This is a genomic window from Cyanobium sp. Copco_Reservoir_LC18, assembly GCF_009834675.1.
Lineage (GTDB): Bacteria > Cyanobacteriota > Cyanobacteriia > PCC-6307 > Cyanobiaceae > Cyanobium > Cyanobium minutissimum.
Genome location: NZ_ASAC01000026.1, coordinates 28667 through 40869, shown reverse-complemented (window position 1 = coordinate 40869; position 12203 = coordinate 28667). Strand labels below are relative to the sequence as shown.

Below are 12203 nucleotides of genomic sequence, written 5' to 3'. Positions count from 1 at the left end.
CCGCAAACGTTCGGAGCTTGATATCGGTCCAAAAGCGTATGCACCGGCGGGCCAATCAGGCCCTCAGGCTGGGTAATCTGGCAGAACTAGATATGCATACTAAGTTAATGGCCCTGTTGTTTTGCGCATGGTCAGAAGCCAATCTTTCAAAACTGATACATACGCCTTATGGCTTCGAGCTTTCAGAAATTGACGATATCAAGTCTGCATGGCGTTTGAACATCGAAGCTGCTTGGCTAAAGACTATTGATTTTGGCTTGGCAAAGGTCGCAACACCTCCGTCGAACGCTTCCCAAAAGTTGCACTCCCTTGTAAGGGACTTTGTTGTCGAGCCCGCAGGAATTAGGAATAAAGTGGCCCATGGCCAGTGGTCGGTTGCTCTAAATGCGCGAGGGACGAATCTCAACCATGACCTGACAGACGAACTTGCCCGCCTTAGTATAGTAAATATTCAGGTTTGGTTTCGCTCATCCACCCTGCTGTCAGAAGTCGTTGAAGCATTAATCGAGTCTCCTGAAAGTGCATTCCATCGGGATTTCGCCACAAAGCTCTCCGATCTCGAGGCATTTAGGCAGCGCAGCGCCACGTTCACGGTTTCGTCAAAGCTACAACAACTGAAGCCAATACTCCCCAGGGCTTAGCTGTCCAGCATCAAGATCCAGCGGACGGGACCACGGATGCTGGCTTTATTCGCAGTGGAACTTGCCTTCCGCTGATCTGGAGCGTTAGGTGCTTGAAGAGGGCTGAATGATTGACGTCACAAGAGCAGAACAACTGTTTAGCATCCTCGCTGAAGTGACGGATCAGCCTCTCTATGACGAGTCTAGGCGAATTGAGCTGAGCGCCACGCTCGCTAACACAGCTCTTGAAATCGGACGATCGATAAGAATCCTTTGCGCAGCCGACCAGCAACTCGGAGCAACGGTCTGCCTACGTAGCCAATTTGAGTCGCTCGTCAGAAGTGTTTGGACTTTACACTGCGCAAGTGAGAAGGAAATCAAACGTCTATCCATAAATCGTCTTACTTCTGAGACGTCGCAAGGCGCCAAAAACATCCCCCTTGCTGCAAAAATGCTTGAAGAGTTGGAAGAGATTCCCAGTTTGAGGAATCTGATGGTCGCTCTAAATGAGTTCAAGGGCTCGGCATGGCGTCCACTTAACTCTTTCGTGCATGCTGGCCTTCACGCAGTGGTTCACACGAAGTTCGGGTGGCCACCAGAGCTCGTCGATCAAACTTTTCGAATGAGCAACGGGCTTTGTGTGCTTGCCTATACGCAAATCGGCTTACTCACCGGAACACCTAGGATTCAGGGAGAGATCATTGCTTTAGCGGCTAGCTTCTCCAGTGTTCTTCCAAGGTATCGCGATAACACCTAACATCGCCATTCACCTGAGCCGCCGCCACATGTGCACTGTATGTCACAATCTCTCCTTGCGGTCAGGCAATGGCAGCGTTCGATCGCTACGCTTGAGGATAAAAGGAGTCTATAGGAGGTAGCATTATGCCAAAGGACAAGGATGACGATTTCAGCATTGACTGGAATATAGATGAGAGCTTATTGAAGGATTGGGATAACTTGCCTATGGTTGATTCCTCAACCGATGAGCTACTCAAATCGTGGGGCGCCAATCTTGAGCCTTGGCCGGACTTATCCTTCTCGGATGAAGATCTCAGTAAATTAACCAAAGAGTTATCACTTGCTGATTCTGAGTTTAATTTCGATTGGTCAGAAGCAGATTTATCCGCATGGACGAGCGATGGTGATGCGAGGGTTGCTGAATCTGAGCCGTCGGCTGAACCTGACCCCAATCTAACGGCAAAAGACGTAGCCGAGTGGATGCTGAAGGAGGTAGAAACAAAAGGAGAGCTTTTTCAGAAAGATGCCGCTTGGCATATCAGACGAAATGTTGGAAAGCGGTTCATCTATCTTAACGAAAATCACAACCCCGCAATATCGCGGGAAGTCTTAAAGGAATTTCTACTAATCTCAATGAAAACAGTGGTGTGGAATCGGCGAGAGCGTTATTGGAGAGTTCGCCAGCCGAACGATCCTCCGAAGTGTAGGGTAGTAGATAGTTAAGGTAGCTGTTTTCGACCATGGCCATATAATAACGGCATGCACCCGATCGGCGAAACGCTGCCTGTCAAATTCCTTCAATCGTTTGGGCGGGCGGGTGATGTCTGGCGTTGGACGCATAGTCCCAACATCGTTTCGCCCTGGGAATCGGCATTCGATAGCGCAGGCGTAAGGCCCGAAGCTTCCACAAAGTTTGCAGGTTAGCGGTCCCACACCCCCCCTAACCTCCCTACATGACCACCATCACCGAGATCGCCCCCGATCTGTTCCGGCTCTCGATCCATGTGCCGGAACTGGACATGCAGTTCAACCACTTTCTGGTGCGCGATCAGCAGCCGCTGCTGTTTCACGCCGGCCTCATGGGCATGTTCCCGTTGCTCCGGGACGCGGTGGCCACCCTGATCGATCCGGCCACGCTGCGCTTTGTGGCTTGGAGCCACTTCGAGGCCGATGAGGTGGGCGGCCTCAACCAGTGGCTGGAGCTCGCGCCGGAGGCCGAACCCGTCTGCACGTTCGTCGGCAAGGTCGTGAGCGTCGACGACGTGGCCCTGCGGCCCGCCCGCGGCATGGCGCCCGCCGATGTGCTTTCCACCGGCACCTACCGCTTCCGTTTCCTGGCCACGCCCCACCTGCCCCATGGCTGGGACGCCGGCCTGCTGTTCGAGGAAACGCGCCGCACCCTGTTCTGCTCCGACCTCTTCCACCACTTCGGCGATCCGCCGCCGCTGGTCTCCCACGACCTGATCGGTCCCTCCCTGGCGGCCATGGAGCAGATGCAGCAGGGCCCCCTGGCCGGCTACCTGCCCTACACCCCCCAGACCGACGGCCTGCTCGCCGGCCTGGCCGCCCTTGCGCCGGAAACCCTGGCTCTCATGCATGGCTCCTCCCATTCCGGCGCCGGCGGCCCGATGCTCACCGAGCTCGCCTCGGCCATGCAACAGGTGTTCGTGGCCGAGTGATGGGGCTGTAGGGCCAACCGGGACCCGGCGGAGGCCGCCACCGCGTCGGAATCCGGCCGGTCCGCTGTCAGAGGGCGTAGCGAAGGATTGCGGCGACGGCTGCCCCCTCGGGAAGGTCCCCCTGGCGCACCCCCAGCACCTCACCGCCGGAGAGCAGCACCCGCCGCGCGATCTCATCGAGCACCCCGTAGCTGTCCGCACCGGGGGCGTCCGCCTCGTCGATGCGGCCGTCCGTCGTGTCGATCCGCCCGTTGATCACCCGGTCGATGTCCACCAGGAGGCTGCCCACCGCTTCGAAGGTGGCCGCCCGGGCCACCTGGGCGAGATCGGTGCTGGCCCGGCCGGTGTTGCGGCGCTGATCGAACGTGCTGCGCCAGTCCACCAGCCGCTGCTGATGGAGGGCGTCCAGCACCGGCCGCGCCGCCTGGGCCAGCTCGGCGTCGGAGAGGTGCTCCGGGCTGCCCTCGATCGTGGCGGCGGCCAGGTGGGGGTAGGTGTTCACGGAGCGGTAGATAGCCCCGAGGCTCTCCACCGCCGCCAGCACCAGCGGCAACCTCTGACCGGCGAGATGGTCCCTCAGAGCCCCGTTCACCTGGCGGGCGTACTGCCGCAGTCGCACCTTCTTGCCCTCCGAGCCCGTTAGCCGGCCGCTGGGGGAGCGGTCATTGAGGCTGGCCTTGCCGGCGGCGGAGGCCGCGTCCTTCGGCAGATCCGCCAGCTTCACCGTGCTGGCCGGCAGATCGGCCGACACCTCGACCAGCCGCACGCCCCCCTCGGCGAGCGCCAGCACGTGACCGCTGCTGGTGAAGCTCGTGGCCCGCAGCAGGGGCTTGAGGTGAAACCGGTCGGAGACGGCCACCAGCGGCTCGACCGTCGTCGGCAGACGGAAGGTCTGAAGGGTCCCGGGGGTGGCGTAGACCACCAGGGAACGGGCCTGAAAGCGCCAGAACCCATCGTCGTCGACCAGGTCGGCCAGGGACTCCCGCAGTGTTTCCATGGCGGAGCTCTCCTGCCCGGCGGCCTCCAGCTGGCTGACCGCCTCCTCCGCCAGGGCCCGGAACCGCAGCCGGTCCACGTCGGTGTCGGGGGTGATCGGGGTGGTGGGCAGCACGATCGAGACGCTCGGGTCGTGAACGTGACGGGCGAGGGCGGCGAGCTCCTCCCGGCTTGGCAGATCGACGTGGAGCATCGGCCAGGAGTGCGCAGGTGATCACGCCACTCTGGCCCGGGGCACACGGCCCCATAGAATCGCTTCATGCTTGATCGCTCCGACGTTGGCAGCACGATCCGCTCCGACGGCGACGCCAGCGACACGACTTCGGGCCGCCCGGCTGGCACCGGTGCGGTCCCCCCCGTGGATCAGCTGTTCCCCTTTCCCCTCGACGGCTTCCAGCTCGAGGCGATCGACGCCCTGAACCAGGGCCACTCGGTGGTGGTGAGCGCCCCCACCGGCTCCGGCAAGACCCTGGTGGGCGAGTACGCCATCCACCGGGCCCTGGCCCATGGCCAGAAGGTCTTCTACACCACGCCCCTCAAGGCCCTCTCCAACCAGAAGCTCCGCGATTTCCGCCACCAGTTCGGCGACGAGAAGGTGGGCCTGCTCACTGGCGACCTCAGCCTGAACAGGGAGGCCCAGGTGGTGGTGATGACCACCGAGATCTTCCGCAACATGCTCTACGCGGAGATCGACCACGCCGACGACGACCCCCTGGCCGACGTCGAGGCGGTGGTACTCGACGAGTGCCACTACATGAACGACACCCAGCGGGGCACCGTCTGGGAGGAGTCGATCATCCACTGCCCCTCCCGGGTGCAGCTGGTGGCCCTCTCGGCCACGGTGGCCAATGCCGGCCAGCTCACCGACTGGATCGAGCGGGTGCATGGCCCCACCCGCCTGATCCACAGCGACTTCCGCCCCGTCCCGCTGGCCTTCAGCTTCTGCAGCGCCAAGGGTCTGCACCCGCTGCTCAACGACGAGGGCACCGGCCTGCACCCCAACTGCAAGGTCTGGCGCCCTCCGAAGTCCACCCGCCGCAAGGGACCGAAGGAACCGCGGCCGCCCCAGCCGGAGGCGCCGCCGATCGGCTTCGTGGTGGCCCAGATGGCGGAGCGGGAGATGCTGCCGGCCATTTACTTCATCTTCAGCCGCCGCAACTGCGACCGCTCCGTGCGCGACCTGGCCAAGGTGTGCCTGGTGAATCCCGAGGAGCAGGCCCGCATCCGCCGGCGGCTGGACGCCTTCATGGCGGTGACGCCCGAGGCGGTGCGGGATGGCGGCCATGCCGATGCCCTGCTGCGGGGCATCGCCGCCCACCACGCCGGCGTGCTGCCGGCCTGGAAGGAGCTGATCGAGGAGCTGTTCCAGCAGGGGCTGATCAAGGTGGTGTTCGCCACCGAGACCCTGGCCGCCGGCATCAACATGCCCGCCCGCACCACGGTGATCTCGGCCCTCTCCAAGCGCACCGAGCGCGGCCACCGGCCCCTGATGGGCAGCGAGTTCCTGCAGATGGCGGGCCGTGCCGGCCGCCGCGGTCTCGACACCCAGGGCTACGTGGTGACGGTGCAGAGCCGTTTCGAGGGGGTGCGGGAGGCCGGGGCCCTGGCCACCAGCCCGGCCGATCCCCTGGTGAGCCAGTTCACCCCCAGCTACGGCATGGTGCTCAACCTGCTGCAGCGCTACGACCTGGCCAAGGCCCGGGAGCTGGTGGAGCGCAGCTTCGGCCGCTACCTGGCGGGGCTGGATCTGGCCGAGGACGAGGCCCGCATCGCCGAGCTGATGGCCCAGCTGGCCACGCTGGAATCCAGCGGCGGCGAGGTGCCCTGGGACGACTTCGAGGACTACGAGAAGGTCCGCGGCCGCCTGCGGGAGGAGCGGCGCCTGCACCGGATCCTGCAGCAGCAGGCCGAGGAGACCCTGGCCCACGAGCTCACCCTGGCGCTGCAGTTCGCCAGCGAGGGCACCCTGGTGAGCGTCAAGGCGCCGGCCCTGCGCAGCCGGGTCACCCCGGCGGTGATCGTGGCCAAGGTGCCGGGCTCCGGCCAGTTCCCGCTGCTGCTCTGCCTCACCGACGAGAACGTCTGGATCCTGCTGCCCTGCCACGCGGTGGTGACCCTGCACGCCGAGCTCAGCTGCCTGCAGGTGGATCAGCTGGAGCCGCCGGAACTGCACCACGCCAATGAGCTGCGCCACGGCGACAACGCCAGCGGCGGCCTGGCCCTGGCGGTGTCCTCGATGGCCCGCCGCCACGACATGCACACCCCCCGCTACGACCTGGCCGGGGAAGTGCGCCAGCAGGGTGAGCTGGTGCAGCAACTGGAGCAGGAGCTGGAGGCCCACCCGGCCCACCGCTGGGGCGACCGCAAGCACCTCAAGAAGCACCGCCGCCGCATGGAGGAGCTCCAGGAGGAGATCGGCGAGCGCCAGCGGCTGCTGCACCACCGCGCCAACCGCCACTGGGACACCTTCCTCTCCCTGATCGACATCCTGCGCTTCTTCGGCGCCCTCGATGGCGAGGAGGGGCTGGAGCCCACCGAGGTGGGCCGCACCGTGGCGGCCCTGCGCGGCGACAACGAGCTCTGGCTGGGGCTGGCCCTGATGAGCGGCCACCTTGATGCCCTCGATCCGGCCGAGCTGGCGGCGGTGCTGGAGGCCATCTCCACCGAGGTGAACCGGCCCGACCTCTGGTGCGGCTACCCGCCGCCACCGGCCTCCGAGGAGGCCCTCCACGACCTGCGCAGCCTGCGGCGCGAGCTGCAGCGCCAGCAGGAGCGGGCCTCGGTGGTGGTGCCGGTGTGGTGGGAGCCGGAACTCACCGGCCTGGTCCACGCCTGGGCCCGGGGCGCCAGCTGGAACGACGTGATCGCCAACACCTCCCTCGACGAGGGCGACGTGGTGCGGATCCTGCGCCGCACCGTCGATCTGCTGGCCCAGATTCCCTACTGCGAGGCGATCAGCGAGCAGCTGCGCCGCAACTCCCGCCTCGCCCTCAAGGCCATCAACCGCTTCCCGGTCTGCGAGATCGAGGACCTGCTGGCCACGGGCAACGGCAAGCTGGATCCGGCGACGGAGCGGCCGCCGGCTGGGTAGAGGGCGGCCATCGGGGCTGGCGGTGAAGGGGCTTTATTAGCAAATCTGCCAATACGGTGCCAGTATTGGCTTGTGCCCGGACGCTGCCAATACCCTCTCCATGGCACTTCCGAACCTCTGGAGGCTCTACAACCTCCGCTCCTCGCCCTTCTTCCAGGCCACCCTGCGCCAGGACTCGGAGGCCACACCGCTCAGCCTGTTCGTGGGGCGCCGGAACGAGCGGCAACAACTGCTCAACGCCATCGGCGGCTCCCGCAGTTCCCGTCAGGCGGTGGCGGGGAGGCCTGGCATCGGCAAGACCACCCTGGTGCAGGTCGTCAAGGCTGACGCCCTGGCCGCCGGCTACTGGACCTCAGCCGAGATCATCCCGATCACGGCCGATCTGACCAGTGAGGATCTGATCGGCCAACTGCTCGCCGGCGCCTTTGATGCCGTCCTCGCCTCCTGCACGCAGGCGAGCGGCCCCGCCGTGGAGGCTGCCCAGCAGTTGGTGCGCACCATCCGTCTGCGCGGTGGTGGCTTCACTGTGTCGGCCGCCGGTTTTGGGGCGGGCGGCACCAGCACCCAGGTGGTCTCCTCGCCCCCCGGGGCCCTGCTGCTGGATGGACCCAGGGTTCTGCGCGATCTGCTGGCCTTTGCGCTGGAGCAGGGCGCCTCCGGTGTGGTGCTGCACCTCAACAATCTCGAGAACCTCAGTGAGGCCGATGCAACCCGTGCGGCCGATCTGCTGCGCAGCATCCGCGACCAGGCCCTGTTGCTCGATGGCCTGCACTTGATCGTGGTGGGCACCACCGATGCCGTTCGCACCGTGGTGCAGAGCCACACCCAGGTGCGCTCGGTGTTCAGCGATCCCGTGGTGCTCGAACCCCTGGAGCCGAAGGAGGTTCACCAGTTGCTGGAGGCGCGCTACCGATCCCTGCGACTGGAACCGGGCCTGCCGGTGCAGGCGCCCGTGCAGGGGGAGGTGATCGATGCGTTGCATGAGCTGTTCCGAGGAGATCTGCGCGGACTGCTCAAGGCCCTGGAAGACGGCATCTCTGCCCTGCTGGGTCTGACCGGCGACGGTGAGGGGCCCCAGCCGATTGACCTGGCCGACCTCACCCTCGTGCTGAGCCGTCGCTACAGACTGGAACTGCTGGACCAGCTCGGCACCACCCTCTGGCAACGGTTGGAGGCCTGGGGCGAGCGGGACGTGCATGCGGTGCTGACCCAGGCCGACCTGGTGAGGCTCTGGGGGATCAAGCAGCCCTCGGTGTCCCAGACCTTGCAGCAACTGGTGCACTCGGGTGCCGCGGACGTGCTGCCACGCCGGGGAGGGGAACCGCTTCAGTACCTGCTGACCGGCGCGACGCGGCTGGCTCTCAACTGAAAGTGAGTGTATTGGCAAATCTGCCAATACACAGCCGGTATTGGCAGTTGGCAGTCGCCAGCCAATACCCCGCCTGCAGGCCACGCGCCTCAGATCCCCAGCCGCTCCCAGATCACGTCCAGATTCGCCCGGTGCAGGTCGGTGGCGAAGCAGGCCTCCAGCTGCTCGGGGCCCAGGTGGTCCGTCACCGCCGGATCGCCCGCCAGGTTGGCGCGGAAGTCGCCGCCCTCGGTGTTCCAGGCGGCGTGGGCATGGCGCTGCACGATCCGGTAGGCCTCCTCCCGGCTCAGCCCCGCCTCCACCAGCGCCAGCAGCACCCGCTGGCTGAACACGACGCCGCCATACACATTCATGTTGCGGGCCATGTTCTCGGGGTACACCCCCAGCCCTTCCACCACGGCGGTCATCTCCCGCAGCATGAAGTGCAGGGTCACCGAGCAGTCGGGCAGCATCATCCGCTCCACCGAGCTGTGGCTGATGTCGCGCTCGTGCCAGAGGGCCACGTTCTCCAGGGCCGCCACGGTGTAGCTGCGCAGCACCCGGGCCAGGCCGCTGATGCGTTCGCTGCGGATCGGGTTGCGCTTGTGGGGCATGGCCGAGCTGCCCTTCTGGCCCTTGGCGAAGTTCTCCTCCACCTCCAGCACGTCGGAGCGCTGCAGGTTGCGGATCTCAGTGCTGAAGCGCTCCAGGGAGGTGCCCACCAGGGCCAGGGTCTGGACGTACTCGGCATGGCGGTCGCGGCCGATCACCTGGGTGCTGGCGGTGTCGGGCTCCAGGCCCAGCAGCCGGCAGGTGATCGCCTCCACCTGCGGATCGGTGTTGGCGTAGGTGCCCATGGCGCCGCTGATCTGGCCCACGGCCACCACCCGCTCCAGCCGCTCCAGCCGCTCCCGGTTGCGCTCGGTTTCGGCCAGCCAGCCGGCCACCTTGAAGCCGAAGGTGATCGGCTCGCCGTGGATGGCGTGGGAACGGCCGATCATCACCGTGTCCTTGTGGGCCCGGGCCAGCCGGCGCAGGGCATCGGCGAGGCCATCGAGCTCGGTGCGCAGCAGGGCCACCGAGGCCTTCAGCTGCAGGGCCAGGCCGGTGTCCAGCACGTCGGAGCTGGTCATGCCCACGTGGATGTAGCGCCCCGCATCACCGACGTGCTCGTTGACGTTGGTGAGGAAGGCGATGACGTCGTGGCGCACCTCCGCCTCGATCTCCAGGATCCGCGGCACCTCGAAGGCCGCCTTCTCCCGGATCGTGGCCAGCGCCTCGGCGGGCACCCGGCCCAGCTCCACGTTGGCGGCGGTGGCGGCGATCTCCACCTCGAGCCAGCTCTGGAACTTCGCTTCCTCGCTCCAGATTCGGCCCATTTCGGGCAGGGTGTAACGCTCGATCAAGGGCCGGGCGGTGGCGAACGATCCCCCAACCTATCGAGCCGCCCTTACCGGCTCATGCGGCGGCGGTGAGGCGGCGGTAGGGCAGCTCCAGGTGCACCATCGACCCCCAGGCCTGCTGGCGCACCCAGCAGCGGGTGCCGCGGCGCCGGATCAGCTGGAAGGGGGGCAGATCCTCGGGATGGTCCCGCAGCCGCACGAAGCTTCCCGGATGGAGCAGTTCCACCACGTTGGATCCGGGGGCAGCCTTGGAACCAGGGGCGGCCATGGGAGGGAACCGGGGGAAGAAGGTTTCCATCCTGCGACTGTTCCGCGCTGAACCGTCCGCCCATCGGTTTTTGTTCGGTTTCGGTCGCTGTTCGGTGACAACATGCCGGTGGAGTGGCATGTCCCATGGCCGAACATCTGGATGGCCCGTAAGCAGCGGCTCGATCGCCGGCTGGTGGACCTGGGCCTGGTGGCCAGCCGCCAGCAGGCCCAGCAGCTGATCCGCGCCGGCCGGGTGCGCGGCGGCGGCGAGGTGCTCGACAAACCCGGCACCGAGGTGGCCGAGACCCTGACCCTGGAGGTGGAGCAGCCGCCCCGGTTTGTCTCCCGGGGGGGCGAGAAGCTGGAGGGGGCCCTGGCGGCCCTGCCGATCCAGGTGCAGGGCCGGGTGTGCCTCGACGGCGGCATCTCCACCGGCGGCTTCACCGACTGCCTGCTGCAGCACGGCGCCGTGCGGGTGTACGGCATCGATGTGGGCTACGGCCAGACGGCCTGGAGCCTGCGCTCCGATGAACGGGTGGTGCTGCGGGAGCGCACCAACCTGCGCCACCTCACCCCGGAGCTGCTCTACGGCGAGGGCGACCCCTGGCCCGACCTGGCGGTGGCCGATGTGTCGTTCATTTCCCTCACCCGGGTGCTGCTGGCCCTGCGGACCTTGCTGCAGCCGGCGGGCGAGGCGGTGCTGCTGGTCAAGCCCCAGTTCGAGGTGGGCCGCCAGCGGGTGGGCAAGGGGGGCGTGGTGCGGGACCCGGCGGCCCATGCCGATGCCATCGCCGGCGTGATCGCCGCTGCGAAGGAGCTGGACTGGCACCCGGCGGGGCTGGTGGCCTCGCCCCTCACCGGACCGGCGGGCAACCACGAATACCTGCTCTGGCTGGTGCCGCCCGCCGCCAGTCCCGCCGCCGCGGAGGGGGCGGACTGGCCCGGCAGAATCGCAGCATTGGTGAACGACACCCTGGCCAGGGACAGCCCAACGAAGCAGTCCCCGGCCGGGTCCTGAGGGGACCGCGGCCAGGGTCAGGGGATCAGGAGCGGGGAGCGTTCAGATGGCGCCGCTGTCGAGGTCGCCGGTGCGGATCCGGATCACCGAATCCACGGTGCTGATGAAGATCTTGCCGTCACCGATCTCGCCGGTGCGGGCCGCGTCCTGCACCGCCTGGACCACCGTGGCCACCCGGTCGTCGTCGACGACGATCTCGAGCTTGAGTTTCTGCAGGAATTCCACCGTGAATTCGGACCCGCGATAGCGCTCCACCTGCCCCTTCTGACGGCCGAATCCGCGCACCTCGCTCACGGTCATGCCGACGATGCCCGCATTGACAAGGGCGATCTTCACGTCCTCGAGCTTGAAGGGGCGGATGATGGCCTCGATTTTCTTCATGGCTGTGCTGCGGTCAGGAAGGCGACGGTTGGAGTCTCTCAGAGTCCCCGCCTGAAGGGGGGACGGCTCCATTACCGCCGAGCCTTGCCGGGGTCGTCGTAACGGTTGCTACGCCCGCTCCGGGCCGCTGACGGGAGGGCCGGGCCGCGATGGGCCGCCGTTCGGGGCTCCGCCTCCTCCGCCAGCTCCTGTACGGTCAAAAACCCCTTCCCGCTCCTCCCGACCATGGCTTCCGGTGTCGCCGACCAACCCCAGGGCAACGCGCCGCCGGCCCCGCCCCAGACCGTGACCCCCCTGTATGGCGAACGGGCCATCGCCGAGGCCCAGCTGATCTGTTTCCCCAACCCCCGGGAGGGCCGGCCCTACGAGGTGTCCATTGAACTGCCGGAGTTCACCTGCACCTGCCCCTTCTCCGGCTACCCCGATTTCGCCGTCCTGCGGCTGCTGTACCAGCCCGGCCCCCGGGTGCTGGAGCTCAAGGCCCTCAAGCTCTACGTCAACAGCTACCGCCACCGCTCCATCTCCCACGAGGAGGCCGCCAACCGGATCCTCGACGACCTGGTGGCCGCCTGCGACCCCCTCTGGATGCAGCTGGAGGCCGATTTCAACCCCCGCGGCAACGTCCACACCGTCGTGCGGGTCAGCCACGGCGAGCGCCGGCCCTGCTGAGTCAGGGCTGC

At 66.1% G+C, this 12203-nt stretch carries 12 protein-coding genes; 8 read left to right on the top strand and 4 right to left on the bottom strand.

Annotated features, from left to right (window positions below):
- Positions 1-107: 107 nt before the first annotated feature.
- The 4 genes from L107_RS14485 to L107_RS14470 all read left to right on the top strand — a co-directional run bounded on the left by L107_RS14485 (position 108) and on the right by L107_RS14470 (position 3037).
- Complete coding sequence (locus L107_RS14485) at positions 108-641, top strand: hypothetical protein (protein ID WP_159820010.1); 534 nt, start codon at positions 108-110, stop codon at positions 639-641.
- A 106-nt stretch (positions 642-747) separates the two neighbouring features.
- Positions 748-1377: a hypothetical protein gene (locus tag L107_RS14480; RefSeq protein WP_201295915.1), complete on the top strand. Its 630-nt coding sequence runs from the start codon at positions 748-750 to the stop codon at positions 1375-1377.
- A 125-nt stretch (positions 1378-1502) separates the two neighbouring features.
- Positions 1503-2081, top strand: a complete 579-nt coding sequence (locus L107_RS14475) for a hypothetical protein (protein ID WP_159820008.1) — start codon at positions 1503-1505, stop codon at positions 2079-2081.
- A 230-nt stretch (positions 2082-2311) separates the two neighbouring features.
- The gene (locus L107_RS14470; protein WP_159820006.1) at positions 2312-3037 is read left to right on the top strand and encodes an MBL fold metallo-hydrolase; all 726 of its coding nucleotides are present in this window, start codon (positions 2312-2314) and stop codon (positions 3035-3037) included.
- 67 nt (positions 3038-3104) lie between these two features.
- Here L107_RS14470 and L107_RS14465 read toward each other — a convergent pair whose 3' ends face one another.
- Positions 3105-4226 carry a hypothetical protein gene (locus L107_RS14465; RefSeq protein ID WP_159820004.1) on the bottom strand — a complete coding sequence of 374 codons (1122 nt, stop codon included), beginning with the start codon at positions 4224-4226 and terminating at the stop codon, positions 3105-3107.
- 66 nt (positions 4227-4292) lie between these two features.
- On the opposite strand from L107_RS14465, the gene L107_RS14460 reads away from it, so the two are divergent.
- Positions 4293-7124 (top strand): RNA helicase, encoded by a 2832-nt coding sequence (locus L107_RS14460; RefSeq protein WP_236550717.1) that lies wholly within the window; start codon positions 4293-4295, stop codon positions 7122-7124.
- A 100-nt stretch (positions 7125-7224) separates the two neighbouring features.
- On the top strand, positions 7225-8493 hold the full coding sequence (locus L107_RS14455) for an ATP-binding protein (protein WP_159820002.1): 1269 nt from the start codon (positions 7225-7227) through the stop codon (positions 8491-8493).
- 89 nt (positions 8494-8582) lie between these two features.
- Here L107_RS14455 and purB read toward each other — a convergent pair whose 3' ends face one another.
- Together purB and L107_RS14445 are read right to left on the bottom strand one after the other, a co-directional pair.
- Complete coding sequence (gene purB, locus L107_RS14450; RefSeq protein WP_159820000.1) at positions 8583-9878, bottom strand: adenylosuccinate lyase; 1296 nt, start codon at positions 9876-9878, stop codon at positions 8583-8585.
- A gap of 52 nt (positions 9879-9930) precedes the next feature.
- A complete protein-coding gene (locus L107_RS14445; RefSeq protein ID WP_015110580.1) occupies positions 9931-10143 on the bottom strand; it encodes a hypothetical protein in 213 nt (70 codons plus the stop codon).
- Positions 10144-10284: 141 nt separating this feature from the next.
- On the opposite strand from L107_RS14445, the gene L107_RS14440 reads away from it, so the two are divergent.
- Positions 10285-11142 (top strand): TlyA family RNA methyltransferase, encoded by an 858-nt coding sequence (locus L107_RS14440; protein WP_159819998.1) that lies wholly within the window; start codon positions 10285-10287, stop codon positions 11140-11142.
- A 42-nt stretch (positions 11143-11184) separates the two neighbouring features.
- Here the strand turns inward: L107_RS14440 and L107_RS14435 are convergent, their stop codons facing one another.
- A complete protein-coding gene (locus tag L107_RS14435; protein ID WP_015110582.1) occupies positions 11185-11523 on the bottom strand; it encodes a P-II family nitrogen regulator in 339 nt (112 codons plus the stop codon).
- A gap of 225 nt (positions 11524-11748) precedes the next feature.
- Between L107_RS14435 and queF the strand changes: the two genes are divergently transcribed.
- Positions 11749-12192, top strand: a complete 444-nt coding sequence (gene queF, locus L107_RS14430) for a preQ(1) synthase (RefSeq protein WP_236550716.1) — start codon at positions 11749-11751, stop codon at positions 12190-12192.
- Positions 12193-12203: the final 11 nt, after the last annotated feature.

Excerpts from the sequence above, each read along its gene's own strand:
- L107_RS14485 (WP_159820010.1), top strand. The coding sequence starts at position 108 with ATGGCCCTGTTGTTTTGCGCATGGTCAGAAGCCAATCTTTCAAAACTG.
- L107_RS14480 (WP_201295915.1), top strand. The coding sequence starts at position 748 with ATGATTGACGTCACAAGAGCAGAACAACTGTTTAGCATCCTCGCTGAA.
- L107_RS14475 (WP_159820008.1), top strand. The coding sequence starts at position 1,503 with ATGCCAAAGGACAAGGATGACGATTTCAGCATTGACTGGAATATAGAT.
- L107_RS14470 (WP_159820006.1), top strand. The coding sequence starts at position 2,312 with ATGACCACCATCACCGAGATCGCCCCCGATCTGTTCCGGCTCTCGATC.
- L107_RS14465 (WP_159820004.1), bottom strand. The coding sequence starts at position 4,226 with ATGCTCCACGTCGATCTGCCAAGCCGGGAGGAGCTCGCCGCCCTCGCC.
- L107_RS14460 (WP_236550717.1), top strand. The coding sequence starts at position 4,293 with ATGCTTGATCGCTCCGACGTTGGCAGCACGATCCGCTCCGACGGCGAC.
- L107_RS14455 (WP_159820002.1), top strand. The coding sequence starts at position 7,225 with ATGGCACTTCCGAACCTCTGGAGGCTCTACAACCTCCGCTCCTCGCCC.
- L107_RS14445 (WP_015110580.1), bottom strand. The coding sequence starts at position 10,143 with ATGGCCGCCCCTGGTTCCAAGGCTGCCCCCGGATCCAACGTGGTGGAA.
- L107_RS14440 (WP_159819998.1), top strand. The coding sequence starts at position 10,285 with ATGGCCCGTAAGCAGCGGCTCGATCGCCGGCTGGTGGACCTGGGCCTG.
- L107_RS14435 (WP_015110582.1), bottom strand. The coding sequence starts at position 11,523 with ATGAAGAAAATCGAGGCCATCATCCGCCCCTTCAAGCTCGAGGACGTG.
- queF (WP_236550716.1), top strand. The coding sequence starts at position 11,749 with ATGGCTTCCGGTGTCGCCGACCAACCCCAGGGCAACGCGCCGCCGGCC.